Below are 23,595 nucleotides of genomic sequence, written 5' to 3'. Positions count from 1 at the left end.
CATGGCCACGGGCTTGCCGTCCTTGGCGTAGATGCCGTCGGAGCCCTTGGCGTAGCCGGCGGACTCCAGCGCCGCGGTGGCCTTGGCCACGTCCGGCTGCATCGGCGCGGTCTTCTCCTGGAGCTCCCCGGAGATGACCTCCTTGTCGCGCTCCAGCAGCGCGAACCCGGGCGAGATCTCGCTGGCGGTGTTCTCGAAGGCCAGGGAGTTGATCTGGGTGCGGTTCATCCCGTAGTAGACGGCCTTGCGGACGGCCACGTCGGTCTGCGGGCCCTGGCAGCCCAGCTCGGCGTTCGAGCAGGTGAACAGGGCGGCCTGGTTCATCGGGAAGGTGATGCCCTTGTAGCCGGGGTAGTTCTTCTCGATGTTGGCCATGTCCGGCACGGGGCCGGTCTGCCAGTCGATCTGGCCCTGGCGCAGCGCGGCCTCACCGGACTGGTTGCCCGACAGCGCGACGTAGCGGACCTTCTTCAGCGCGGGCTCGCCGGCGTAGTAGCCGGGGTTCGCCTTCAGCGTGAACGCCTGGGGCTTGAACTCCTCCAGCAGGAACGGCCCGGTGCCGACCGGCTGGTTGACGACGTCCGTCGCCGGGGTCGCGATGTCCTTCCACTTGTGCTCGGGCACCATGTAGATCGCGCCGAGGACCTGCGGGCCCTCCATGAAGGACGGCTCGGTGAACTTGACGGTGACGTGCGTGTCGTCGACCGCGGTGGCCTCGCCCTTGTAGCCCGTGCCGTTCATGGACGGGTTCTTCTTGACCATGTCCAGGGTGAACACGACGTCCTGGGCGGTGAACTTCTCCCCGTCGGTCCACTTCGCGTCGTCGCGCAGCTCGATGTCGAGCTGGGTGCCGTCGGCGTTCCACTCGTAGGACTTGCCGAGGCGCGGGCGCGGGTCGACGGTGCGGAGCCGGTTGAAGTAGAACAGCGGCTCGAAGATCGTGCCCGGCCCCTCCAGCGTGGAGGGCGCGAACGGGTTGAAGTTCAGCTGCCAGTCGCCCGACTGGCCGGTGTACACGATGAGCGTGTCCGCGTTCTCGCCGCCGCCGCCCGAGTTGTTCGACCCGCCGCACGCGGTCGCCAGCACGGCCACCGCGGCCAGCCCGGCCGCCACCGTGCGCGCCCGTGAGGAGCGCCTTGCCTTCAGGAACATCGTTGATTCCTCTCCTGGCCCAGGACCGGCCGCGGTCCCGCGTTGAGGCAGATTGTTAAGTCAATGAAGAAACGAAGTCAACACCTCTCCTTCATCTGCGGGTCAAGTTGCTACCCTTCGTCCGACGAGCGAACCAAGACGGAGGCCACGTGAGCGGACCTGCGCGGGCTACCCAGCACGCGAGCAGCAAGGCCGCCGTGCTCGACGTGATCCGCGCGGCGGGCACCATCAGCCGCGTGGGGCTGATCAACGCCACGGGCTTCACCGGCGCGACCATCTCCACCGTGGTCCGCAAGCTCATCGACGAGGGCCTGGTGGTGGAGACCGGCCGGGCCGAGTCCACCGGCGGCAAGCGGCGGGTGCTGCTCCAGCTCAACCACTCCTCCCGGTACGCGGTGGGCGTGCACCTGGACCACGCCGGCATCACCTACGTGCTCACCAACCTGGGCGGTTCCGTCGTCGCGCGCATCACGAGGGCCGGCGCGGGCGCGGCCGAGCCGCAGGCGGTGGTGGAGCGCATGGCGAACGAGGTGGACGCGCTCATCGAGGGCGTCGGCGTCGACCGCAACCGCGTCCTCGGCCTGGGCCTGGTCTCACCCGGTCCGCTCAGCTCGGCCACCGGCATGGGCCTGACCCCGCCGTCCATGCGCAAGTGGGAGGACTTCCCCCTCGGCCAGGCGCTGGAGCGGGCCACCGCGCTGCCGGTCGTGCTCGACAACGACGCCACCGCCGCCGCCCTCGGCGAGCACTGGTCGGGCGGCATCGGCGGCACCGCCATCTCCGCCGCCATCTACATGGGCACGGGCATCGGCGCGGGCCTGGTCATCAACGGCATCACCTACCGCGGCACCAGCGGCAACGCCGGCGAGATCGGCCACATCTGCGTGGACGCCAACGGCCCCGAGTGCTGGTGCGGCGCGCGCGGCTGCGTGGAGGTCCTGGCCGGCCCGGCCGCCGTGGTCGCCGCCGCCCGCGCCGACGCGGCCCTCGCCCGCGCCGCCGGCCTCACCGGCAGGCCCAAGTCCGTCTCGTCGGACTTCGCCGCGGTGAGCCGCGCGGCCCGCCGGGGCGACCCGTCCGCGCTGGCCATCCTGGAGCGCTCGGCCAGGTACATCGCCACCGCCGCCCGCACCCTGGCCAACATCATGGACCTGGAGGTCCTGGTCCTGACCGGCCCGAGCTTCGCCATCGCGGGCTCGGTCTACCTGCCGGTGGTGCGCGACGAACTCGACCGGGCGTTCTTCTCCCGAGCCGCCCACCGGGTCGACGTGCGGCTGTCGCGGTCGGCCGCCACCGCGTCGGCGATCGGCGGCGCGGCCCTGGTGCTCCAGTCCGAACTGGTGCCGCTGCACGAGGGGCTGAGGCTGCCGGAGAACCTGGCCGACTCCGAACCCGCGCCGCTGTCCGAGGGGGCCTGAGGGCCGGGGTTCGCGCCGGTCAGCGCGGCTGCCACTCGATCCCGGCCGGCCGCGCGCCCCCGGTGCCCAGGTACTCGTGCGCGGCCCGGCGCACCTCGGCGAGGGGGATTTCGGCGTCCACGGGGAACTCGGTGTCCGACCCGGTGAAGTAGTAGAGAGGCGGCTCCTCGGCCGTGTCCGAGCCCTTACTCATAAGCCCATCCGGCGCGTCGGGGCCGGAGTAGCAGAGGACTCCGCGCGCGTACTCGGCGTCCAACCCCACGTCCAGGATCGCGCGGCCCGGGTCCTCGGCGATGAGCAGTTGAACGGTGTTGGGCCCCGCCCAACCGGCCACGGTGTCCGACACCGCGTCCAATTCGGCCGGGGTGTGCACGATGGTCGGCCCTTCCGCTTCCCTGTCGAACCACGCTTCTAGCGCCACCACGGGTTGGCACCTCCTGTGTGCCGCTTGCGGAACCTCTCACCCTTGGCATTCATGCCGTGCACGGTGAGCGTTGCCCCCGCCGGGAGCAGGATCGGGACGAGGGTGTCACAACCGAAGCGCCCGACGCACGGGGTGTCGTTGATCAAAACCGTGGCGTGCCGAATCCCGTCACGGACCATGCGCGCGGCAAGCTTGATCTCCACGTCCGCCGTCGTGGTCGACGCGGCGCGCATTCCCGTGTCCTTCAGCATCGCGTCGGCCGCGTCGGAATCGGCATCCTCACCGCTGACGATCGGTTCGGCGTTGCCGTTGGAGTCGAACCAGCGGCCGTGTGTTTTGCGGCCACGCTCGCCACGTGCGATCGGAGGTGGCAACTCGCGGCGCAGTTGCTCGATCCGTTCCGGCGGGACCACGGGCGGATCGGGTGCGGCTCCTCCCGTCAGACGGGTTGCGATGTCCCCGGCTGCTCCCAGGGCCTCGGTGAGCAGCGGTCGCAGGTGGCCCGCGCAGCCGTCCACCACCCGGGTGAACCGCGAGAGCAGCACCGCCGCCTCCGGTTCCCTCCCCTTCTCGACCCCGCAGCAAGGCGGTGAGGCCCGCAACAGCCGCCCGTGGGAGGCCGGGTGCGGTTGTTCGCGGCGCGGCCGGGTGTTCCGTCACGGGTGAACGCCTTGCCCCGGTGCCGATTAACTCGGTTACCGCTCTTTTTGTTGCGTCGGCGCAACAAAAGCGATCGGGAACCGTCCGCCCCTCGGGTACAACTGTGGCCCCATGGGGTGGAAAAACCGGTTGAGGCTGGTAGAGACCGGCGGGACAGTCTTAGCGTGCCCGCATGGATTCACGCATGTCGAATGCGCTCAGTCGTGAGCTGGGCGACGCCCTCCGCCGCGCCCGCTACGAGTCGGAACTGAAGTTCGGAGATCTCGTCGAAGAATTGGGGTGGTCGGCCGGGAAGATATCGAAATTGGAGCGCGGGACGCGCGGCACCAGCGCGGTGGACATCGCCCGCTACGTCGGCCACCTCCGCGCCGACCAGTCCACCTACGACCACATCATGTCCTTGGCGGAGGAGTCGAGCACAGGTCATCTCGTCCGCGAACATGAACTCGCGGTGCCCGATGCCTTGCGCGCACTGCTCCTGCACGAGCAGACCGCCAGGGTCATCTGGTCCTACCAGATCCTCATGGTTCCCGGCCTCCTCCAGACAGCGGACTACGCACGTGAACTCATCGGAACGACGAACGGCGAGCACCGGGTGATCGAGAGGATGGCCCGGCAGGAGATCTTCAACAAGCCCCGGGCGCCATGGGGCCGCTTCTTCATCCACGAGGCGGCCCTGATGCGTGCGGTGGGTTGCCCCCAGGTGATGTACGAGCAGATGCTGCAACTGCTGTTCCGGGGTGGCGTGCGGTTGGTGACGTTCGCGGCCGCGCTGCCGGCGTCGCTGAACTCCGCCTTCAGCTTCATGACCTTCGACGACCACCCACCGGTCTCTTACCTCGATGGCGGGCCTGTAGCGCTGTTCTCGGATGAGTTCGAGACCACGAACCGGTTCCGCCAGTGCTGCAACGACCTCGACCTGGTGGCTCTGAGTGAGGAAGAATCGCGGTTGGTGTTCGCCAAGTGGGCGGACCGTTACGACCGACTGCGGGAGGAACAGAGTGCACCCGGAGGCGAGGCAGTGGCGTAAGAGCAGCTACAGCGGCGGCGCGAATACGGAGTGCGTGGAGGTGGCGTTCGAGCCGGTGTCCGTGGGTGTGCGGGACTCCAAGAACACCGCCCCGCGCCTGACCTTCTCCCCCACCGCCTGGCGCGCGTTCCTCGAAGGCACGCGCTGACACCTCACTCGCGGCCGGCTGCCCACAGCAGGCCGCGCTCGACCATCGTCCGCACCTGGGGCACCTCCAGGTCCGCCGGGAAGTGCCCCAGCGTGCAGGCGAACACGCGTCCCGCGCCCCACCGCCGCGTCCACACCGCCGGCACGGTCAGCGGCGCGTGCCAGGGCTCCTCGGCGGCGAACGTCGTGGTCGCGTGCACGTCGTTCAACCCGTCTGTCAGCACCCAGTACTGCTCGGTGCGCACGGTGAACCCGCTCAGCCCCGCCACCACCGGGTGGGTCGACACGACGTCCACCCGGTGCTCCACGAAGTCGCCGGGGTGGGCGACGAACTGCCCGCCCACCATGCGCATGTACCCGCGCGAGTGCCGGAACGCGTCGACCAGCCCGCCGTGCCACCCGGCCAGGCCCGTGCCCGCCCGCACGGCCGCCTCCAGGTGCCCGAACTGCTCCTCGGTCAGCTCGCCGTCGCTCCAGCACTGGAGGACGAGGTCGTAGGCCCGCAACCCCTCGTCGTAGGCCTCCAGGGTGTCCGACACGTCCACCGCGAACCCCGACGAGCGCAGGAACGGCAGGAACGCGTCCGTCGCCTCCACCGGCGAGTGCCCGTCCCAGCCACCTCGAACCACGAGTGCCTTCACACCCCTCACCCTAGGGCAGCGGCCTCAACCCGAGGTGGTCGCGCAGCGTCGGCCCGGTGTACTCGGTGCGGAACACGCCGCGTTCCTGGAGCAGCGGCACCACGCGGTCGGCGAAGTCGTCGAGCCCGCCGGGCGTCACGTGCGGCACGAGGATGAACCCGTCGGCGGCGTCGGCCTGCACCAGTTCGTCGACCTGCGCCGCGACCGTCTCCGGCGAGCCGATGAACGTCTGCTTCGCGCTCGTCTCGATGACCAGCTCGCGGATCGACAGGTTCTTCGCCTCGGCCAGCTCCCGCCACTGCCGCGCCACCGCCACGGGGTCCTTGTGCATCCGCACGCTCGCCCGTCCGCGCGCGATGTGGTCCTCCCCGCTCACCAGCGGGTCCACGGTCGGCAGCGGGCCGTCCGGGTCGTGGGCGGACAGGTCGCGGTTCCACAGCTGCTCCAGCACCTTGATCGCGGTCTGCCCGCTGACCTGCTGCCGCCGCACCTCGTGGGCCAGCTCGTGCGCCTCGGCGTCGGTGTCGGCCAGCGCGAACGTGGCGGCGGGCAGCACGACCAGGTCCTCGGGCCGGCGGCCGTGCTTCGCGAGCCTGCCCTTCACGTCGGCGTAGAAGGCGCGGCCCGCGTCGAGGCCGGCGTGCCGGGAGAAGATCGCGTCGGCCTTGGCGGCGGCGAACTCGCGGCCCTCGTCGGAGTCGCCCGCCTGGAGGACCACCGGCCGGCCCTGGGGCGAGCGCGGCAGCCCGAAGCGGCCGGAGATGTCGAAGTGCTCGTCGCGGTAGGCGAACCGGCCGTCGTCGCGCCACGAGTCGAACAGCGCCGTGGCGGCGTCGAGGAACCGCTCGGCCCGCGCGTAGCGCTGCTCCTGCGGCAGGAAGCCGCCGCGCCGGAAGTTCTCGCCGGTGAACGCGTCCCACGAGGTCACCACGTTCCACGCGGCGCGCCCGCCGGACAGGTGGTCCAGCGACGTGAACTGCCGCGCCACCTCGAACGGCTCGTTGAACGTGGAGTTGATCGTGCCGGCGAGGCCGAGGTGCTCGGTGACGGCGGCCAGCGCCGACAGGACGGTGAACGTGTCGGGCCTGCCGACCACGTCGAGGTCGTAGATCAGCCCGGCCTGCTCGCGCAGGCGCAGGCCCTCGGCGAGGAAGAAGAAGTCGAACTTGGCGCGCTCGGCGGTGCGGGCGAGGTGGGCGAACGAGGAGAACTCGATGTGGCTGCCCGCGTCCGGGTGGCTCCACACGGTCGTGTTGTTGACGCCGGGGAAGTGCGCGGCGAGGTGGACCTGCTTGGGCATCACGCGGCTCCTCTCTCAGGCGGCGTAGCGGTTGGCGGGGCGCGGCAGGCCGAGGTGCCCGCGCAGCGTGGTGGCGGTGTACGCGGTGCGGAACAGGCCGCGCCGCTGGAGCTCGGGCACCACCCCGGACACGATCGCCGACAGGTCGTCGGGCAGCGACGCGGGCCGCAGCCGGAACCCGCGCACGCCCGCCGCGTGCCACTCGGCCAGCAGGTCCGCCAGCCCGGCGGGCGTGCCGGTGAACACGAGGGCGTCGGGCGAGCCGGTCCCGGTCCTGCCGCCGAAGTCGACGGCGAGGTCGGCGAAGTGGTGCAGCGGCGCGGCGTCGGCGGCGTGCGCCACTGCCTCGTCCAGCGCGTGCGGCGTGGTGAAGACGATGTCGGCCGCGCGGCGCGCGAGGTCCAGCACGGCGGGCTCGTGGGACAGGACCGCCACCGGCGGCTGCCCCTGCGGCGGGCGCGGCGTGATCGAGGGTCCCTTGACGCTGAAGAAGTCGCCCTCGAAGTCGACGTAGTGGAGCTTGTCGCGGTCGACGAACCGGCCGGTGGCGACGTCGCGGATCTCCGCGTCGTCCTCCCAGCTGTCCCACAGCCGCCGCTGCGCCTCCACGTGGTCGGCGGCCTCGACGAGCAGCGCGGGCAGGTCGTCCGGGGTGACCTCGCGCCGCCCGAAGTGCCCGGCGTGCCCCGGGTCGGCCGAGACCTTCACCCGCACCCCCGCGCGGCCGGTGCTCACGTAGTCCAGGGTCGCGATGGCCTTGGACACGTGGAACGGCTCGGTGTGCGTCGTGACCACGGTCGGCACGAGGCCGATGTGGCTGGTCAGCGGCGCCACCCTGGCCGCGACCAGCACGGCGTCCAGCCGGCCGTCCGGTCCGAGGTCGTCCTCGATCGTCACGAGGTCCAGCAGCCCGCGCTCGGCCTCCCGCACGAGGTCCACCCAGTAACCCGGGGTGTGCCGCGCGTCGCCGGCCCCGTCCAGCGCCACGGCGAGGTGCAAGCCGTCTCCCATTGCCGCCCCTTTCGGTCGCTCCACCGGGATTCTGCGTCGGTCGGAGGGGTGCGCGGAGGGGCGACCAGAGGGTGGGAAGGTGGGGTTCGCGGGCGATCGCGGGAATAACCGGCGGGGTCCCCGGCGCGAGTGCGGGTCCCGGTGCAGGTGCGGGTCCCGGTGCGGGTGCGTCAGCCCTTCGCCGACCGGGCCACCAGCCCGACGAGCTGGTTGACCAGCGCCTCGGTCAACCCGGCCGCGAACGCCTCGGCGGGCTCGGCCGACCCCGACTCGCGCAGCACCACCGCCACCGCCTCGGTCGGTTCCGCCCGTGGCCACAGCCCGGCGGCGATGACGACCACCGCGTCCGCGAAGTGCCGCGCCCCGGCCTCGTCCAGCACCGGCAGGCGGGCGCGCACCAGGTCGGCGAGCCGCGTCGAGTGCGCGCCCGCGCGGCCCTTGAACCAGCGGGCGGTGTCGACGGTGATGTTGCGCTCCAGCGCGCCCGCACCGCCCAGCAGCGCGCCCAACATCCGCCGCCCGGCCAGGGACGACGCGATCGCCGTCGCCACGGCCACCTCGTCGCGGTCGGTGGGGAGCGTGGTTCCCAGGGCGTCGAGCCAGGAGGACCACTCCGCGTCGAGCACCTCCAGGAAGACGGCTTCCCGGCTGTCGAAGTACCGCAGCACGTTCGACTTGGCCAGGCCGACGCGGCAGCTCAGCTCGCGCAGGCTGATGTCGGCGAGGGACCGCTCCAGCAGCAGGTCGCGGGCCGCACCGAGGATCGCGCGCCGCCGCTGTTCGACCTGCTCGGGCCGCCGGGCGCGCTGGAACTCCACCCGGCCACCCTAACCGCCCGCCACTCCGCCAACCGCCCGCGACGAAACCGGCCGCCTGCCCCGACCCGCCCACGACCAACCACCGCCGGCCGGACGCCACCCGCATCCGCCCTTTCCCTCCTCCCCTTCCCCTCCCCCACCACCCGATGTGGCGACGAGGCGCTTGATCCGCGCCCAACCGGGTAAACGGGACCGGTGCAGACGTTCCTGCCGTGCGCCACGTTCGGCCGCAGCGCGGCCGCCCTCGACACCCGCAGGCTCGGCAAGCAGCGGGTGGAGACGCTCCAGGTGCTCCGCGCGCTCGTCTGGCCCGAGTACGGCTGGAAGCGGCACCCGGCGGTCGTGATGTGGCGCGGCTTCACCCCCGCCCTGGTCGCCTACGGGGTGGCCGTGTGCGACGAGTGGCGGCGGCGCGGGCACCGGGACGGGGTGCGCGCGGTCCTGCTCGACTACAACGGCGGGCGGGAGCCGACGTGGTCGTGGTGCCTGGAGGAGGGCCTGCTGCCGCCGTGGCTGGGCGACGAGGACCTGCACCGCAGCCACCAGTCCTCCCTGATCCGCAAGGAGCCGGAGCACTACGGCCCGCAGTTCCCCGGCGTGCCCGACGATGTCCCCTACGTCTGGCCCGGCCGGTCGTACCCGGAGCCGGAGGAGGTGCCCGGGACGCCCGGCCTGATCGCCTGGCGGCTCGACCTGCCGCCGCTGCCCGACGAGCACCTGCCGCCCGCGCCGCCGCTGGACCACCGGCCCGGCCCGTCCGTCGCCCGCGTGCCCACGGAGGCCGACCTGGAGGCGATGCGGGCCGAGGCGGAGGACCCGCGCCAGGTCCGGTTCTTCCGCCGCGGGCAGCCCTTGCCCCCTCCGACCAGCAGGTTCACCCTCGAAGCCCCCGCGCCCGAAAAAATCTTGGAAAGAAGTTCGGCGGACGTGTCGATCCCGCCGGGTCCCCGTTCGACGCAGGGGTGAGACCACCGCAGAGGGGACCTGGACATGACCACCACCGAGAACACCGCCGCCCGCACCACCAACGAGAACACCGACGCCCGCACCGCGAAGCGCAACGACGTCGTCCTGGGCGTCTTCCGGATCGTCGTGTCGTTCCTGTTCGGCTTCCACGGCCTGATGGGCCTGGGTTTCTTCGGCGGTGTCGACGGCCAGGGCGGCGCGGTCCCCCTCGGCTCGTGGCCGGGCTGGTACGGCAGCGTCATCGAGCTGGCCGGCGCGGTCCTGCTGCTGCTGGGCGTGGCCGCCCGACCGGCCGCGTTCGTGCTGTCCGGCGTGATGGCCTACGCGTACTTCGTCGTGCACCAGCCGGAGGCGCTGCTGCCGATCCACAACGCGGGCGAACTGGCCGCCGTCTACAGCTGGGTGTTCCTGCTGCTGGCCGTCTTCGGGCCGGGCGCCTTCACCCTCGGGCGCGCTTTCCGCCGGTAAGCCCCCTGCCCCCGTCGCGGCGGCGCGTCCCACTTCCGGGGCGCGCCGCCGACGCGTGTTCGAAGCGCCGGAGCGTGGGCACCCTGCGGTCATGTCCGACACCGTGATCAAACACCCCGGCCTGACCGACGACGTCCACCCGACCCCCGACCACGGCGAGGCGACCTACCGGGGCTCCGGCAGGCTCACCGGCAAGCGGGCCGTGATCACCGGCGGCGACTCCGGCATCGGCCGGGCCGTCGCCCTCGCGTTCGCGCGCGAAGGCGCGGACGTGCTCATCTCGTACCTGCCCGCCGAGGAGAAGGACGCGCGCGACACCGCGCGGCTCATCGAGGACGCCGGGCGCAAGGCCGTCACCGTCCCCGGCGACCTGGTCGAGGAGTCCCAGTGCGCGGCCGTGGTGGCCCGCGCGGTCGAGGAGTTCGGCGGCATCGACGTCCTGGTCAGCAACGCCGCCCACCAGATGGCCCAGGAGAACGGCCTGCTCGACATCACCACCGAGCAGTTCGACCGGGTGCTGAAGACGAACCTCTACGCCATGTTCTGGCTGTGCAAGGCGGCCGTGCCGCACATGGGCGAGGGTTCGACGATCATCACCACGTCGTCCATCCAGGCCTTCCAGCCGTCGCCGCAGCTGCTCGACTACGCCACCACCAAGGCCGGCATCGTCAACTTCACCAAGGGCCTGGCGCAGAACCTGGCCGACCGGAAGATCCGGGTGAACTCCGTCGCGCCCGGTCCGGTGTGGACGCCGCTCATCCCGGCCACCATGCCGCCCGACGCGGTGGAGAGCTTCGGCGAGGACACGCCGCTGGGGCGGCCCGGGCAGCCCGCCGAGCTGGCCCCGCTGTACGTGTTCCTGGCGTCCGGCGAGTCGAGCTACATCACCGGCGAGGTGGTCGGCGTCACCGGCGGGAAGCCCATCGTCTGACCGTTGACGACGAAACAGCAGGTCAGGAGGTCGGTAAAAAATCTTGAAGAAAAATCGCGGGTGGTGTCGATCCTCCGTTCCGCCCGTTCGTCGCGGTAGTAGAGGCCAGGATGTACCGGCTGGACGAACCGAACGGAGAAGACGATGCGTTTCATGGTGATCGTGAAGGCGACCGCGGACACCGAGGCCGGCGCGATGCCGACCGAGGAGGAGCTGCTCGCGATGGGCGCTTTCAACGAGGAGCTGGTCAAGGCGGGCGTGCTCCTGGCCGGCGAGGGGCTGCACCCCAGCTCCAACGGCACCCGGGTGTACTTCTCCGGCGACCAGCGCACCGTGGTGGACGGCCCGTTCACCGAGACCAAGGAGCTGATCGCGGGCTTCTGGCTGCTGGAGCTGAAGTCGCTGGAGGAAGCCGTCGAGTGGGTCAAGCGGGTGCCGAACCCCACCGGCGCCGAGTCCCAGATCGAGATCCGCCAGGTCTTCAGCTCCGAGGACTTCGAGAACGCGCCGCAGGAGCTGGTCGACCGCGAGAACGAGCTGCGGGCCGAGCTGGAGGACCGCGCCAAGGGCTGACCGGCCCGTGCCGGGCCACCCGCCTTGCCGACGCGCGTCGGTAGCTGATCTGATCCCGGGTCGTGATGGCTACCGACGCGCGTCGCGCCGTTGAGGCGGTGTGGCGCATGGAGTCCGCCCGCCTCATCGCCGGTCTGGCGCGGATGGTGCGGGACGTGGGACTGGCCGAGGAGCTGGCCCAGGACGCGCTGGTCAGCGCGCTGGAGCAGTGGCCGGAGACCGGCGTGCCGCGCAACCCGGGCGCGTGGCTGATGACCGCCGCCAAGAACCGCGGCATCGACCTCATCCGCCGCTCGCAGAACTACCGGCGCAAGCTGGAGGAGGTCGGCCGCGACACCGGGCACGACCACGCGCCGGACGCGAGCACCGGCGTCGGCGACATCGACGACGACGTGCTGCGCCTGGTGTTCACCGCCTGCCACCCGGTGCTGTCCACCGAGGCGCAGGTCGCCCTGACCCTGCGGATGCTGGGCGGCCTGACCACCGCGGAGATCGCCCGCGCGTTCCTGGTGCCCGAGCCGACCGTCGCCCAGCGGATCGTGCGGGCGAAGAAGACCCTGGCCAAGGCGGGCGTCCCGTTCGAGGTCCCGGCGGAGGACGAACGGGGCGCCCGCCTGGCGTCCGTGCTCGGCGTGATCTACCTGATCTTCAACGAGGGCTACTCGGCCAGCTCGGGCGACGACTGGATGCGCCCGGCGCTGTGCGAGGACGCGCTGCGCCTGGGCCGCGTGCTGGCGGGCCTGGCGCCGCGCGAACCCGAGGTGCACGGGCTGGTCGCGCTGATGGAGATCCAGGCCTCCAGGTCCCGGGCCCGGGTCGGCCCGAACGGCGAACCCGTGCTGCTGCTGGAGCAGAACCGGGCCCGGTGGGACCAGCTGCTGATCCGGCGCGGGCTGGCCGCCCTGGAACGGGCGGAGTCGACGCCCGGCCCGCGCGGCCCGTACACCCTCCAGGCCGCCATCGCCGCCTGCCACGCGCGGGCACGCGTGCCCGAGGACACCGACTGGATCCGGATCGCGGGCCTCTACGAGGCGTTGTCGCTGGTCACGCCGTCGCCGGTGGTGGCGTTGAACCACGCGGTGGCGATCGGCATGGCGTTCGGCCCGGCGGTGGGGCTGGAGCTGGTCGACGAACTGCTGGAGGAGCCCGTGCTGCGGGACTACCACCTGCTGCCCAGCGTGCGCGGCGACCTGCTGGTGAAGCTGGGCAGGTCCGCCGAGGCGCGGTCGGAGTTCGAGCGGGCCGCCGACCTGACCCGCAACGAGCGCGAGCGCAAGCTCCTGCTCGACCGCGCCGCCGCCTGCTGAGCGCCGGGCTCACCCGAGCCGCCCACCGCTGCCGCGCTCGGCGCCGCCCGCCAACCGGCCCCGCACGCCAACCGCACCCGCCACCGGGCGCTCGCCGGGCGGAACCTGCTTTCCCCTGATCACCCCGTCTGGCAGGGTGGGCAGGGGGAGCACATGACGCACACCAGACTGGGTCGGCAGCGCGAGTTCGTCCGCTTCTGGACCGCCGACACCGTGTCACTGGCCGGCACGCACGTCACCACGCTCGCGCTCAAGGCGGTGGCCGTGCTGACGCTCGGCGCGTCCGCCACCGTCGCAGGTCTGCTGGAGGCGGCCCGCTGGCTGCCCTACCTGCTGCTCGGCCTGGTCGCGGGCGTCCTGGTCGACCGCCGCCGCCGGCTGCCGCTGCTGATCGGCACCGACCTCGCCCGCGCCGCGGTGCTGGCGCTGATCCCGGTGCTGGCGCTCACCGGCGCCCTCACCCTGCCGCTGCTCGCCGCGATCGTAATGGTGTTCGGCACGCTGTCGCTGTTCCACGACGCGGCGCACCAGTCGTTCCTGCCCCGCCTCGTGCCCACCGCGCAGCTCACCGACGCCAACGCCCGGCTGGAGCAGACCAGGTCGGCGGCGCAGGGCCTCGGCCCGCTGGCGGGCGGCGCGCTGGTGAAGCTGGTCGGCGGGCCGCTCGCGTTCCTCTTCGACGCCTTCACCTACCTGGTCTCCGGTCTGGTGCTGGCCCGGTTGAGGACCGCGGAACCCGAACCCGTCCCGGCGAAGCGCGACCTGCGCGGCGAGATCCGCGACGGGGTGCGCTGGATCTACCGCCACCCCGTGCTGCGCCCGCTCGCGATCGCCACGCACGCGTGGTTCTTCTGCTCCGCCATGGTCGGCGCGATCTACACCGTGTTCGTGCTGGACGTGCTGGCGTTCGACCCGTTCCTGTTCGGCGTGACGTTCGCGGTCGGCGGTGTCGGCGGCGTGCTCGGCGCGTCGCTGTCCGGTCCGGCGGGACGGCGGTTCGGCGAGGGCCCGGTGATGCTCGCCGGCCGCTGGCTCTCACCCGCCGCCTACGTCCTGCTGCCGTTCGCCACGTCCACCACCGGCGGGTTCGCGCTGCTGTGCGCCGCGCAGCTCGTCTTCTACTTCGCGATCGGCCTGGAGAGCCCGGTGGAGATGGGCTACCGCCAGTCCGTCACCCCCGACCACCTCCAGGGCCGGATGAACGCGACCATGCGGTCGTTCAACCGGGCCATGATCGTGTTCGGCGCGCCGCTGGGCGGGCTGCTCGCCGACCGGCTCGGCATGGCGACCGCGCTGTGGATCGCGGTGGGGGGCCTGGTCGCGCAGGCCGTGGCGATCACCTGCTCCTCCGTCCGCACCGCCCGCCTCTAGCCTCAAGTCGTGGAGCTGCGCGCGGCCCGACCCGCCGACCTGGACCGGCTGACCCGGCTGGACGACTCGTTCACCACGGACACCGTGTTCGAGGTGCTCGCCGAACCCGAGCGCCTCACCCTGCGCGCCGTCCCCGTCGACCCGCCGCTGACCAAGGTCTTCCCACCGGACGACGAGCCCCCCGGTGACGTGTTCGTCGCCGCCGACGGGCCGCGGGTGCGCGGTTTCGTCGCGCTGGAGGTCGTCGAGTGGCACCGGCGGCTGGTCGTCCGGCAGCTCACCGTGGCGCCGGGGCACCGGGGACGGGGCGTCGGCCGGGCCCTGGTGGAACGGGCCGCCGCGCACGGCCGCGAACTGGGACTGCGGACGCTGTGGCTGGAGACGTCGAGCGTGAACGTGCCCGCGGTGCGCGCCTACCAGCGCATGGGGTTCACCCTGTGCGGCCTGGACACCACCTTCTACCGGTCCACACCGGCGGAGGGCGAAACAGCCCTCTTCTTCGCCCGCCCCCTCTGACCCGCCCTCCCCCGCCACCCCCGCCCACCCGCTCAGCAGAACGTGGCCGCCGGCAGGTCCCCCTTCAGGTAAGCCCCGGGCGGCACCCCCATCACGGCCCGGAACTCGGCGATCAGGTGCGCCTGGTCGAAGTACCCCAGCTCAGCCGCCACCCGCGCCCACCCGCCGTGCCCACCGCGCGCCACCACCCGCCGCACCCGATCCACGCGCGCGAACCGCTTGGGCGACAACCCGACCGCCCTGGTGAACACCGTCCGCAACTGCCGCTCGCTGACGTGCAGCGCCCGCGCCGTCTCCGCCACCCCGCGCACGCGCAACAACCGCGCCGCCGCGAGCACCAACTCGGACGGCCCGGGGTCGACCGAGGCGACCCGCTCCAGCACGACCGAGACCAACGCGGCAGCGTCCCGCGAACCGCCGCCCCCGGCCCCGCCCCAGCCTCCGCCCGCAGCCCCTCCCCCGACTCCGGCCCACAACTCACCCAGCGGCACCACCCGGTCGACCAGCTCGTCCACCGGCACGTCCAGCAGGGCCTGCGCCCGCCCCGGCGTCAACCGAACCGCAGTCCGCCGCGCCCCCGTTCCTCCCCGCGCCGCGTAGTAGCGAGCGGTGTCCCGCGGCCCGACCACGTGCATCCCCTCCGACGCGGAGCACAGCACGATGGTCGTGGCGGTGTCGGGCGCTTGCACGTACGTGTCATCGGCGAACGTCCGAGAGGCGATGCCGGTCACCCAGGGTCGCAGTCGCTCGTCCACAGGGCTCCACAACCGCCGAAATCTCCAAGAGATTCCCCCACCCCGGCGCGAGGCTGATCCCATGATCGTCATATCCGGCGCCACGGGCACCATCGGCCGCGAAGTGGTCCGCCTGCTCGCCGCCCGCGGCACCCCGTTCCGCGCCCTGACCCGCACCCCTCCCCCACCGCGCACCTCCCCACCGCACACCTCCACCGGCGCTCACGTGCGCGGCGACCACACCGACCCGGCCTCCCTGGACGCCGCGTTCGCGGGCGCGTCGACGCTCTTCCTCCTCGGTCCCGGGACCGACGTGATGCCCGCCTACGACCGGGCCCTGCTGGACGCGGCGGAACGGGCGGGCACCACCCGCGTGGTGAAGCTGTCCGTGATGCCGGTGGGCCCGGTCACCGAGCTGCACCGCCCCGGCGAGGAGCGGACCACGACCTTCCCCGAGTGGACCGTGCTGCGCCCCGGCCTGTTCGCGTCGAACTCGCTCCAGTGGGCGCCGCTGATCGCCGCCGGCGAACCGGTGCCCAACCCCCTGGGGGACGTGGAACTGGGCGTCGTGGACCCCCGCGACGTGGCGGAGGTGGCGGTGGCCGCCCTCACCGGCGACCACCACGGGCGGACCTACACGCTGACCGGCCCGGAACTCCTCAGCGCACCGGCGCAAGCCGCCATCCTGGCCACCGTCCTCAACCGCCCCGTGTCCACAGCAGACGTACCCCTGCACGCCCTGCCCCCCGCCTTGGCCGAAGCCGTGGCCGCGGTCCGAACCGGCGCGGGCTCGATCACCACCACCGACGTCCCCGAAGTCCTGGGCCGCCCGGCACGCACCTACGCCACCTGGGCCCGGGACCGCTACCCCCGCCCCTGACCGGACGACTCGCGGTGCCCAACCAACAACACGCGCCCCTGCGCGTGTCCTCCACTCGGACATCACGTGTCCTCCACTCGGACACCGCGAGTCGTACGTTCCGGCCGCGCGAGTCGTACGCCCAGAACGCGCGAGTCGTACCTCCAGAACGCGCGAGTCGAACGTTCAGGACCACCGTGTCGAACGTCCAGGACCCCCGAGTTCTACGTTCAGGACGGGGACGGCCCGTCTCAACAGCCCTTCTTCAACACCTCCTCCGCCGCTACGCTGCTGAGTCGTGGCACCAGCAGCGACCCGCGGAGCCGCGCGCGCCGTGCGCTGCGGCGCGGTCGGGCTGTCCACCGGTCTGCTGGCCGTCCTCGCCCACGCCGGGGGCGGCGGTCACCTGCCGTCCCTGCCGCACCTGCTGGTGTTCGCGCTGGCCATCGGCTGCACGTGCCTGCCGCTGACCGACCAGCAGCTCGGCTTCGGCGAACTGCTCAGCCTGGTCGGCGCGGTGCAGGTGGCCGCCCACGTCTTCCTCGTCGTGCTGTCCCACGACCCGCGCGAGCTGGTGCCCGCGCCCGCCATGCTGCTGGGCCACGCCCTGGCCACGGCCATCGTCATCATCGCCCTCGCGGGCTTCGAGCAGGCCGTGTTCCGGCTGGCCGCCGCCGTGGCGGCCGTGCTGCCGCGCAGGCTGAGCCCGCCGCCCGCGGTCGCGCCGCTGCGCATCCCCATCGCCGCCCACCCGCCGCAGCCGCTGGCGGAGGTGCTGCGCCGCCGCACGGTGCCGCGCCGCGGCCCACCCGTCTCCTAGGTCGCCCTCTCCCGCACCACCGCCCCTGCCCGAGCGGTGGCGTCTCCCGCACCTAGGAGTTCCCCCATGACCGAGTCCTGGCGCGGCCTCGTGCTGCGCTTCCACTTCTACGCGGGCGTGCTGGTAGGCCCGTTCGTGCTGATCGCCGCCCTGACCGGCGTGCTCTACGCCGCGACACCGCAGCTGGAGTCGTGGATCTACAAGGACCACCTGCGCGTGCCCGCCTCCGAGCAGACCGTGCCGCTCTCCCAGCAGGTGAAGGCCGCGCAGGACGCCCTGCCGGGCCGCAAGTGGGTCGCGGTCCGCCCCTCCCCCGAGCCCGGCGCCACCACGCGCGTGCTGTTCGCGAACGACGAGGGCGGCGACGCGCGGCCCACGGTGTTCGTCGACCCCGGCACCGGGACCGTCGTCGGCACCCTCGACACCTACGGCACCAGCGGCGTCCTGCCGCTGCGCACCACGATCGACACCGTCCACCGCAACCTGCTGCTCGGCGAACCCGGCCGGCTCTACAGCGAGCTGGCCGCGTCCTGGCTGTGGGTGGTCGCGCTGGGCGGCGTGTTCCTGTGGTTCAGCCGCCGCCGCGCGCAGCGCCTCAAGCCCACGACCAAGCGGCACGCCACGCTCGGCCTGTGGGTGCTGGTGGGCGCCCTGTTCCTGTCCGCGACCGGCCTGACCTGGTCCACCTACGCCGGCGAGAACGTCGCCGACCTGCGCAAGGCGCTGAACTGGTCCACGCCCGCGCTCAGTGCGGGCGACCACGCCGGCCACGACATGAGCAACCCCATCCCGGTGTTCCCCGGCGAGGTGGACTCCATCCTGAAGACCGCCCGGACCTCCAGCGACATCGACGCGCCCACCATCGAGATCACCGTGCCGGAGATGGTCGGGATGCCGTGGCACGTCACCGAGATCGGACGCGGCTGGCCCACGCAGGTCGACGCGATCTCCATCGTGTACGGCGAGGTGGCGGAGACGGTGCGGTTCAGCGACTACCCGCCGGCCGCGAAACTGGCCAGGTGGGGCATCGACGCGCACATGGGCGTGCTGTTCGGCTGGCCCAACCAGCTGGTGCTGCTCGCGCTCGGGCTGGGCCTGGTGACGCTGGTCGTGCTCGGCTACCGGGTGTGGTGGCTGCGCCGGCCGACGCGCGGGTTCGGCCGGCCGGTGCCGCGCGGCCAGTGGCGGAAGGTGCCGCGGGGGCAGTTGGCGGTGGTGGCCGTGGTGGCGGTGGCGGTCGGCTGGTTCGTGCCGCTGTTCGGGGTGTCGCTGCTGGCGTTCCTGGCCGTCGACGTGCTGCTGGGGACCAAGCGGAAGAACGCTGACGAGCGGCAGGCCGAACCCGAGTCCGAGCCGGTCTGACCCGGGCCGGTCCGGGTGGAAACCCGGTGACGGCCGGGCCGTCGGTGGCTAGGTTGGCGTCGTGCCGTTCCGTTGACGCCCCTTGCCGCCCCCGGCCCGGCCGCTGTCCCGCCTCGCGGTGGGGTGGGCGGCGCTGGCCGACACCGTGCCGATCTACCCGCTGTACGCGCTGCTGTTCGCCGACACCGGGCTGTCGGACGTCGAGGTCTCCGCGCTGTTCGCGATCTGGTCCGCGGTCGCGGTGGTGGCGGAGGTGCCGTTCGGCGCGTTCGCGGACCGGTTCTCCCGCCGCTGGTCGGTCGTCGCCGCCGGCGTGTGCCAGGCCGCCGGCTACGCCCTGTGGCTGACCGCGCCCGGCTTCACCGGTTTCGCCCTGGGCTTCGCGCTGTGGGGCGTCGGCGGCGCGCTGTCCTCCGGCGCACTGGAAGCCCTGCTGCACGACGGCCTCGCCGCGGTCGGCGCGGAGTCGGCGTTCGGGCGGGTGCTGGGCCGCGTCACCGCGGTCGGCCTGCTGGCCCAGATCCCGGCCGCGGTGCTGGCCGCGGTCCTGTTCGCGACCGGTGGCTTCGCCCTGGCGGGGTGGGTGAGCGTGGCGACGTGCCTGGCCGCGGCCCTCGTCGCGACCCGGCTGCCGGAGACGCCGCGCCCCGAGCCGGAGAGCTACCTGGCCGTGCTGCGGTCGGGTCTGTCCGAGGCGGTGCGCGCGCCGGGCGTCCGGGCGGCGGTGCTGCTCGTGGCGGCGTTGGCGGCTGTTGACGCGTTCGAGGAGTACTTCCCGCTGGTCGCGCGTGACTGGGGCGTGCCCGTCGCGTGGGTGCCGTTGGCCACCTTGGCGATTCCGCTGGTCGGCGCGGCGGGCGCGGCCCTGGGTGGGGCGCGGCTGCTGTCGGGGGCGCCGCTGGGGGCGTTGCTGGGTGGCGCGGCGGTGCTGCTGGCCTTGGCGGGTGCGGCCGGGCACGCGGCGGGTCTGGTGGCGGTGGCCCTGTTCTACGGCGCGTACCGGCTGGTGTGGGTGGCGGCGGAAGCGCGGTTGCAGGAGCGGATCACCGGTGGCGCGCGGGCCACGGTGACGTCGGTGGCCGGGTTGGGCAGCGAGGTGTTCGCGCTGGGCGTGTACGGGGCGTGGGTCACGGGTGGGGTGAGCGGTGTGGCGCTGGGTGTGCTCCTGTTGGCACTGCTGCTCCACACCGCACCGTCGAGAGGCTCACGTGCCTAATGCCGCAGCGAGCCGAGGAATGCCGCCCATGCCGCCGACGAGAAACACAACGGCGTTCCCGCAATATTACGGGAGTGACGGACCAAGGCGGCGTCTGCGGCAAGGGCCACCTCGACACAATCGTGGCTCCCGGACGCCGAACTCTGATGCACTGCTCCACGTCGTCGGAGCGGCTTCGGTCGCCCCGGACCACCGGCAGCCGAAGAACCGGCGAGGAACAAGACTGTCCATACTGGACGGTTCGCCACGAAACAGCGTTCGGGAGCTGCTCGCACGTGGGAGGAATTCAACAGCGCACGAAGAGTCGTTCGCCTCCGACGAGGTCCGGCACGGGCATCACAAGTCGAGCAGCCCCTGCACCTCCGCGTACCCCGGCACCTCGTCCGGATCGCGCCCGCCGTCCCGCACGGCCAGCGCGGTCCGGACCGCCGCGCCCAGCGCCGCCCGGAACGGCAGCGACCCGGTGCTGACCCGCCGCACCCCCAGCTCCCGCAACCGGCCCACGTCACCCTGCGCCAGCACGTTCACCGGCACCGGCACCGCCGCCACCACCTCCACGATCCCCCGCTCGTCCCGCAGCCCCGGCACGAACACCCCGTCCGCGCCCGCGTCCACGTACCGCCGGGCCCGGTCGAGCGTGCTGCCCCGGTCCACGCCGAGCCAGTGCGCGTCGACCCGGGCGTTGACGAACAGTCCGGGCGCGGCCTCCTTGAACGCCCGCACCACCGCCGCGTGGTCGGCCGGGTCGGCGAGCCGGTCGCCCCGCCCGTCCTCCACGTTCACCCCGGCCACGCCCAGCTCGTGCAGCTCGGCGGCCAACTCGCGCACGTCGCCGCCGCCCCCTGCCCAGGCGGCCCCGGCCCGGCCGAACCCGGCTCGGTCGAACCCGGCCTCGACGTCAACCGTGATCGGCACGGGCAGCCGCACCAGCAGCCGCGCCAGCGCCACCGCCTCCTCCCGCGCCACCCCGGCCGCGTCCGGCAGACCGTGCGCCGCCGCCACGCCGAGGCTGGTCGTGCCCACGGCCGGGAACCCGGCCCGCACGAACGCGGCCGCCGACGCGAAGTCCCAGGCGTTGGGCAGCACCAGGAAGTCGTCGTGCAGCCGGTGGAACAGCCGTGCGCCCTCCGCCAGCGCCAACGCGTGCTCCCGCCCGGGACAGGCGTGCCGCCCGGCGCCGAACTCCGCACCCCTCAGGTCCACCTCGACCACCTCGCCACCGGGCGCGACCCGCCGCGTCACCGGCACCGGCGGCTCGGCACCCGCGATCAGCGCCCGGGTGGCGGCGCAAGCCTGCACCAGCAGCCCGATGCGGTTGGCCGTCTCCTCGTCCCACACCCCGCCGAACGCCGCGACCAGCCGCGCGACAGCCCCGTCCGCCCCGGGCTCCACCGGCACGTGCGGGTGGTAGCAGCGAGCCACCGCCGTCACGTCCCGCGTCACCGAACGAGGCACGCCCAGCGCCTCGGCCAGCACCGCCACCGGGTCACCGGGCCGCCGCAGATCCGCCGGGTCCACCCCGGACAACACCCGAACGACAACCCCGCGCCGCCGCGCGTGGTCGGCCCCCTCACTGAACCGCACAACCCGCGACCGCAACCAAGCGATCCCCGACCCTTCCCCGGGCCGAGGCGCCCCCTCGGTCACCACCCCGCTCTGCGCTCCCACCCCACCCGCCCCACCCTTCGCCCCCGCCCCACCCTGCGCCCCCGACGGCACGACGTAGGCCTCGTCCAGCAGCACTCCGTGATCCACCACGGCGCCAACGTAGATCCGATTCACTTCGGCGGGCGCCGAACAATCCACCGGCCACAATGGCGCCCGTGGCAGCCGACGAACTCGCGACCCTGGCCGGCCTCCTGGCCGACCGCAGCCGTGCGCGGTTCCTGCTGGCCCTGATGGACGGCCGAGCGTGGACGGCCGGCGAACTGGCCACCGAGGCAGGCGTCGCACCGTCCACCGCGAGCGAGCACCTGACCCGCCTCGTGGACGGCGGCTTGCTGGTCGAGCGCAGGCAGGGCAGGCACCGCTACGTCCAGTTGGCAGGCCCCGACCAAGCCCGACTGCTGGAGGGCCTACTCGCCTACCTTGGCCCGGCGAAGCCCGCGAACACCCTGCGCGCCGTCACCGCCGACCAGTCCCTGCGCCAGGGCCGCACCTGCTACGACCACCTGGCGGGCCGCCTGGGCGTGGCCATCACCGACACCATGACCGACTGCGGCCTGCTCACCGACTCGTGCGCGGTCACCGACGAGGGCTTGGCTTGGTTCGCCGGCCTCGGGTTCCGTCCAACGGCCCGTCGTGCGCCGGCCAGGGCGTGCCTGGACTGGACGGAGCGCCGCTCCCACCTCGCGGGGGCGGCGGGCGCGTACCTGTGCGCCCACCTGCTTGAGCGGGGTTGGGTGCGCGGAGTGGGGAGCGGCCGGGCGGTCCGCCTCACGCCTGCTGGGGAGGAAGGCCTGCGTGACCTGCTCGGCGTACCGACACCCTGACCTGCTCAACGCGCCCCGACCCACTCGCTCCACTCGGCCCGACGCTGGCTCAGCCCGATGCTCGACGTCTGCTCAGCCCGACAACCGCTCAGCCCGACAACCGCTCAGCCCGGCCCTCACCGCTCTCAGCCCCGGCCTGCACATCGCACCGCACCCACACCCACACCCGCATCCACACCCATATTCGCATCGCACCCCCGCCTCGCCGCCTCCATATTTCCGGCAACGTTCGAGGCGTTGACATCGATCCCGAACCCGGTCCATGTGCCACGTACGTGTCGTCTTCTCGGCCAAGCCCCAGCTCAGGCCGTCAACCCGCCCGCCGTCAAGATCTACCACTCACCCGCGACACCCGCTGCCCGATCCGCTCAGCGGAACTCCGCTCAGCGGAACCCCGCTCAGCGGAACTCCGCCGCGAGCCTCCGGGCCTTCTCGAACGCCACGTGGTGATCGCCGAAGTACCCCCAAGGCCACCTGGCCGGCCGCTCGCCCCCCTCGGCCACGTGCCGCGCCAACCGCGCCGCGTCCTCGGGCTTCAACCCCGCCACGTCCGCCACCGAGTTGTAGTAAGCGGCGAACACCTGGTTCGCCCTGATCCACCGCGCGTGGGCCCGTTCGGTTCCCCCGCCGGCCAGCAGCCGGTCCGACGCGGCGCCGACCTCGGCTCGCACGATCCGCCGCCCCGGGTAGTCCATGGCCCGCCACCTCCGGATCATGCCGGGTGCGGTGCTGTCGTGCAGGTGGACTTCGATGTGGGCCGCGGGCACCAGGGCCAGCAGCGGGTGCCCGTTCGGCAGGTCGACGACCCTCCCCCGCGCGAAGTCGAGCATCTGCTCGTGGCTGCCGTACCACTTGGCGGCCAGGCCTTGGAGCCTGCGCTCGTGGGCGGAGACCAGGTCGGGCGCCCTCGCCACCACGCCGGCGAAGACCTCGCCGCCTTCGCCTTCGCGTTCGGGGGCGCCCAGGGCGCAGCTCATGAGAGCGCTCCACGGCGCCGAGTCGGCCGGTGCGGCCTCGGTGGCGCGCCTCAGCGCCTCCCTGGCCCGGCTGGTGAGGTCGATGAACCGTTCGAGCTGTTCGTCGGTGGTGTGCTCGGCGTACAGCGCGCCCCTGGCCCACCAGGCGGCGGCGTTGAGGGCGCTGCCGAGCAGCAGCAGGCGGTCGGGTTCGTGCTCGGCCGCGACGTCGAGGTCGACCAGGACGTCCTGCCCCGCTTGTCCCAGCACCTCGACGCGCAGGTCGCGCTGGTCGGGTGGGGCGTCGCGGGCGAGGAGCTCGAGGGCGGGGGCGATGTCGCGGACGACGAGGGCGCGGGCGGCGTGCTCCAGGTCCGGGTCGCGCCACGCGAGGTCGACGTGCGGGGGCAGGTCAGCTTGCAC

27 protein-coding genes are annotated in these 23,595 nt (G+C 72.9%); 15 read left to right on the top strand and 12 right to left on the bottom strand.

Going from position 1 to position 23,595, the window contains the following annotated elements; genetic code table 11:
* Nucleotides 1–1,152, bottom strand: a 1,152-nt coding sequence (locus ABD223_RS31510; RefSeq protein ID WP_344040278.1) for an ABC transporter substrate-binding protein, incomplete at its 3' end; no start/stop codon positions are given.
* Between the two features lie 149 nt (nt 1,153–1,301).
* Between ABD223_RS31510 and ABD223_RS31505 the strand changes: the two genes are divergently transcribed.
* A complete protein-coding gene (locus ABD223_RS31505; RefSeq protein ID WP_344040277.1) occupies nt 1,302–2,570 on the top strand; it encodes an ROK family transcriptional regulator in 1,269 nt (422 codons plus the stop codon).
* A gap of 19 nt (nt 2,571–2,589) precedes the next feature.
* Here the strand turns inward: ABD223_RS31505 and ABD223_RS31500 are convergent, their stop codons facing one another.
* Both ABD223_RS31500 and ABD223_RS31495 read right to left on the bottom strand, forming a co-directional pair.
* On the bottom strand, nt 2,590–2,994 hold the full coding sequence (locus ABD223_RS31500) for an Imm1 family immunity protein (RefSeq protein WP_344040276.1): 405 nt from the start codon (nt 2,992–2,994) through the stop codon (nt 2,590–2,592).
* Nucleotides 2,982–3,539, bottom strand: a complete 558-nt coding sequence (locus ABD223_RS31495; protein WP_344040275.1) for a DddA-like double-stranded DNA deaminase toxin — start codon at nt 3,537–3,539, stop codon at nt 2,982–2,984. The genes ABD223_RS31500 and ABD223_RS31495 overlap by 13 nt, the downstream gene beginning before the upstream one ends.
* Before the next feature lie 287 nt (nt 3,540–3,826).
* Between ABD223_RS31495 and ABD223_RS31490 the strand changes: the two genes are divergently transcribed.
* Both ABD223_RS31490 and ABD223_RS31485 read left to right on the top strand, forming a co-directional pair.
* Nucleotides 3,827–4,684: a helix-turn-helix domain-containing protein gene (locus ABD223_RS31490; RefSeq protein WP_344040274.1), complete on the top strand. Its 858-nt coding sequence runs from the start codon at nt 3,827–3,829 to the stop codon at nt 4,682–4,684.
* Entirely contained in the window at nt 4,656–4,832 is a 177-nt protein-coding gene (locus tag ABD223_RS31485) for a DUF397 domain-containing protein (protein ID WP_344040273.1), read from the top strand. The genes ABD223_RS31490 and ABD223_RS31485 overlap by 29 nt, the downstream gene beginning before the upstream one ends.
* Nucleotides 4,833–4,836: 4 nt before the next feature.
* Here ABD223_RS31485 and ABD223_RS31480 read toward each other — a convergent pair whose 3' ends face one another.
* From ABD223_RS31480 to ABD223_RS31465, 4 genes are all read right to left on the bottom strand, one after another.
* On the bottom strand, nt 4,837–5,472 hold the full coding sequence (locus ABD223_RS31480; protein WP_344040272.1) for a ThuA domain-containing protein: 636 nt from the start codon (nt 5,470–5,472) through the stop codon (nt 4,837–4,839).
* A gap of 10 nt (nt 5,473–5,482) precedes the next feature.
* Nucleotides 5,483–6,772, bottom strand: coding sequence for an NtaA/DmoA family FMN-dependent monooxygenase (locus ABD223_RS31475; protein WP_344040270.1), 1,290 nt, complete (start codon nt 6,770–6,772; stop codon nt 5,483–5,485).
* 15 nt (nt 6,773–6,787) lie between these two features.
* Entirely contained in the window at nt 6,788–7,783 is a 996-nt protein-coding gene (locus ABD223_RS31470) for an LLM class flavin-dependent oxidoreductase (RefSeq protein WP_344040269.1), read from the bottom strand.
* A 170-nt stretch (nt 7,784–7,953) separates the two neighbouring features.
* Nucleotides 7,954–8,601, bottom strand: a complete 648-nt coding sequence (locus ABD223_RS31465; protein ID WP_344040267.1) for a TetR/AcrR family transcriptional regulator — start codon at nt 8,599–8,601, stop codon at nt 7,954–7,956.
* Between the two features lie 195 nt (nt 8,602–8,796).
* Here ABD223_RS31465 and ABD223_RS31460 point away from each other — a divergent pair, with 195 nt between their 5' ends.
* The 3 genes from ABD223_RS31460 (at nt 8,797) to ABD223_RS31450 (ending at nt 10,966) form a co-directional block, all read left to right on the top strand.
* A complete protein-coding gene (locus ABD223_RS31460; protein ID WP_344040266.1) occupies nt 8,797–9,567 on the top strand; it encodes an MSMEG_6728 family protein in 771 nt (256 codons plus the stop codon).
* 24 nt (nt 9,568–9,591) lie between these two features.
* Nucleotides 9,592–10,035 carry a DoxX family protein gene (locus tag ABD223_RS31455; protein WP_344040265.1) on the top strand — a complete coding sequence of 148 codons (444 nt, stop codon included), beginning with the start codon at nt 9,592–9,594 and terminating at the stop codon, nt 10,033–10,035.
* Between the two features lie 91 nt (nt 10,036–10,126).
* The gene (locus tag ABD223_RS31450; protein ID WP_344040264.1) at nt 10,127–10,966 is read left to right on the top strand and encodes an SDR family oxidoreductase; all 840 of its coding nucleotides are present in this window, start codon (nt 10,127–10,129) and stop codon (nt 10,964–10,966) included.
* On the opposite strand, the gene ABD223_RS31445 is transcribed toward ABD223_RS31450, so the two are convergent.
* The gene (locus ABD223_RS31445) at nt 10,915–11,121 is read right to left on the bottom strand and encodes a hypothetical protein (RefSeq protein ID WP_344040263.1); all 207 of its coding nucleotides are present in this window, start codon (nt 11,119–11,121) and stop codon (nt 10,915–10,917) included. The two genes, ABD223_RS31450 and ABD223_RS31445, sit on opposite strands and share 52 nt — an antisense overlap.
* Here ABD223_RS31445 and ABD223_RS31440 point away from each other — a divergent pair.
* The 4 genes from ABD223_RS31440 to ABD223_RS31425 all read left to right on the top strand — a co-directional run bounded on the left by ABD223_RS31440 (nt 11,111) and on the right by ABD223_RS31425 (nt 14,733).
* Nucleotides 11,111–11,539: a YciI family protein gene (locus tag ABD223_RS31440; protein WP_344040262.1), complete on the top strand. Its 429-nt coding sequence runs from the start codon at nt 11,111–11,113 to the stop codon at nt 11,537–11,539. The two genes, ABD223_RS31445 and ABD223_RS31440, sit on opposite strands and share 11 nt — an antisense overlap.
* A gap of 107 nt (nt 11,540–11,646) precedes the next feature.
* Nucleotides 11,647–12,846 (top strand): RNA polymerase sigma factor, encoded by a 1,200-nt coding sequence (locus ABD223_RS31435; RefSeq protein WP_344040261.1) that lies wholly within the window; start codon nt 11,647–11,649, stop codon nt 12,844–12,846.
* 153 nt (nt 12,847–12,999) lie between these two features.
* Nucleotides 13,000–14,217, top strand: coding sequence for an MFS transporter (locus ABD223_RS31430; protein ID WP_344040260.1), 1,218 nt, complete (start codon nt 13,000–13,002; stop codon nt 14,215–14,217).
* A gap of 9 nt (nt 14,218–14,226) precedes the next feature.
* Nucleotides 14,227–14,733, top strand: coding sequence for a GNAT family N-acetyltransferase (locus tag ABD223_RS31425; protein ID WP_344040259.1), 507 nt, complete (start codon nt 14,227–14,229; stop codon nt 14,731–14,733).
* Nucleotides 14,734–14,765: 32 nt separating this feature from the next.
* On the opposite strand, the gene ABD223_RS31420 is transcribed toward ABD223_RS31425, so the two are convergent.
* On the bottom strand, nt 14,766–15,488 hold the full coding sequence (locus tag ABD223_RS31420) for a helix-turn-helix domain-containing protein (protein WP_344040258.1): 723 nt from the start codon (nt 15,486–15,488) through the stop codon (nt 14,766–14,768).
* A gap of 61 nt (nt 15,489–15,549) precedes the next feature.
* Here ABD223_RS31420 and ABD223_RS31415 point away from each other — a divergent pair, with 61 nt between their 5' ends.
* From ABD223_RS31415 to ABD223_RS31400, 4 genes are all read left to right on the top strand, one after another.
* Nucleotides 15,550–16,347, top strand: coding sequence for an NAD(P)H-binding protein (locus ABD223_RS31415; RefSeq protein WP_344040257.1), 798 nt, complete (start codon nt 15,550–15,552; stop codon nt 16,345–16,347).
* A gap of 277 nt (nt 16,348–16,624) precedes the next feature.
* The gene (locus tag ABD223_RS31410) at nt 16,625–17,146 is read left to right on the top strand and encodes a hypothetical protein (protein ID WP_344040256.1); all 522 of its coding nucleotides are present in this window, start codon (nt 16,625–16,627) and stop codon (nt 17,144–17,146) included.
* A gap of 66 nt (nt 17,147–17,212) precedes the next feature.
* The gene (locus ABD223_RS31405; RefSeq protein WP_344040255.1) at nt 17,213–18,508 is read left to right on the top strand and encodes a PepSY-associated TM helix domain-containing protein; all 1,296 of its coding nucleotides are present in this window, start codon (nt 17,213–17,215) and stop codon (nt 18,506–18,508) included.
* A gap of 82 nt (nt 18,509–18,590) precedes the next feature.
* On the top strand, nt 18,591–19,724 hold the full coding sequence (locus ABD223_RS31400; RefSeq protein WP_344040254.1) for an MFS transporter: 1,134 nt from the start codon (nt 18,591–18,593) through the stop codon (nt 19,722–19,724).
* On the opposite strand, the gene ABD223_RS31395 is transcribed toward ABD223_RS31400, so the two are convergent.
* On the bottom strand, nt 19,721–19,876 hold the full coding sequence (locus tag ABD223_RS31395) for a DUF397 domain-containing protein (protein ID WP_344040253.1): 156 nt from the start codon (nt 19,874–19,876) through the stop codon (nt 19,721–19,723). The genes ABD223_RS31400 and ABD223_RS31395 overlap by 4 nt on opposite strands.
* Before the next feature lie 184 nt (nt 19,877–20,060).
* Nucleotides 20,061–21,242, bottom strand: coding sequence for an isocitrate lyase/PEP mutase family protein (locus tag ABD223_RS31390; protein WP_344040252.1), 1,182 nt, complete (start codon nt 21,240–21,242; stop codon nt 20,061–20,063).
* 296 nt (nt 21,243–21,538) lie between these two features.
* Here ABD223_RS31390 and ABD223_RS31385 point away from each other — a divergent pair, with 296 nt between their 5' ends.
* On the top strand, nt 21,539–22,216 hold the full coding sequence (locus ABD223_RS31385) for an ArsR/SmtB family transcription factor (RefSeq protein WP_344040251.1): 678 nt from the start codon (nt 21,539–21,541) through the stop codon (nt 22,214–22,216).
* Nucleotides 22,217–22,614: 398 nt separating this feature from the next.
* Here the strand turns inward: ABD223_RS31385 and ABD223_RS31380 are convergent, their stop codons facing one another.
* Nucleotides 22,615–23,595 (bottom strand): hypothetical protein, encoded by a 981-nt coding sequence (locus ABD223_RS31380; protein ID WP_344040250.1) that lies wholly within the window; start codon nt 23,593–23,595, stop codon nt 22,615–22,617.

This window comes from Saccharothrix xinjiangensis (genome assembly GCF_039527585.1).
Taxonomy (GTDB): Bacteria; Actinomycetota; Actinomycetes; order Mycobacteriales; family Pseudonocardiaceae; genus Actinosynnema; species Actinosynnema xinjiangensis.
This window is presented reverse-complemented; position numbering and strand designations above follow the sequence as displayed.

Bases quoted from the DNA above. Each gene is read 5' to 3' on its own strand.
- ABD223_RS31470 (WP_344040269.1), bottom strand. From the start codon at position 7,783: ATGGGAGACGGCTTGCACCTCGCCGTGGCGCTGGACGGGGCCGGCGAC.
- ABD223_RS31490 (WP_344040274.1), top strand. From the start codon at position 3,827: ATGGATTCACGCATGTCGAATGCGCTCAGTCGTGAGCTGGGCGACGCC.
- ABD223_RS31450 (WP_344040264.1), top strand. From the start codon at position 10,127: ATGTCCGACACCGTGATCAAACACCCCGGCCTGACCGACGACGTCCAC.
- ABD223_RS31385 (WP_344040251.1), top strand. From the start codon at position 21,539: ATGGCGCCCGTGGCAGCCGACGAACTCGCGACCCTGGCCGGCCTCCTG.
- ABD223_RS31405 (WP_344040255.1), top strand. From the start codon at position 17,213: ATGACCGAGTCCTGGCGCGGCCTCGTGCTGCGCTTCCACTTCTACGCG.
- ABD223_RS31445 (WP_344040263.1), bottom strand. From the start codon at position 11,121: ATGAAACGCATCGTCTTCTCCGTTCGGTTCGTCCAGCCGGTACATCCT.
- ABD223_RS31475 (WP_344040270.1), bottom strand. From the start codon at position 6,772: ATGCCCAAGCAGGTCCACCTCGCCGCGCACTTCCCCGGCGTCAACAAC.
- ABD223_RS31415 (WP_344040257.1), top strand. From the start codon at position 15,550: ATGATCGTCATATCCGGCGCCACGGGCACCATCGGCCGCGAAGTGGTC.
- ABD223_RS31435 (WP_344040261.1), top strand. From the start codon at position 11,647: ATGGAGTCCGCCCGCCTCATCGCCGGTCTGGCGCGGATGGTGCGGGAC.
- ABD223_RS31430 (WP_344040260.1), top strand. From the start codon at position 13,000: ATGACGCACACCAGACTGGGTCGGCAGCGCGAGTTCGTCCGCTTCTGG.
- ABD223_RS31455 (WP_344040265.1), top strand. From the start codon at position 9,592: ATGACCACCACCGAGAACACCGCCGCCCGCACCACCAACGAGAACACC.
- ABD223_RS31440 (WP_344040262.1), top strand. From the start codon at position 11,111: ATGCGTTTCATGGTGATCGTGAAGGCGACCGCGGACACCGAGGCCGGC.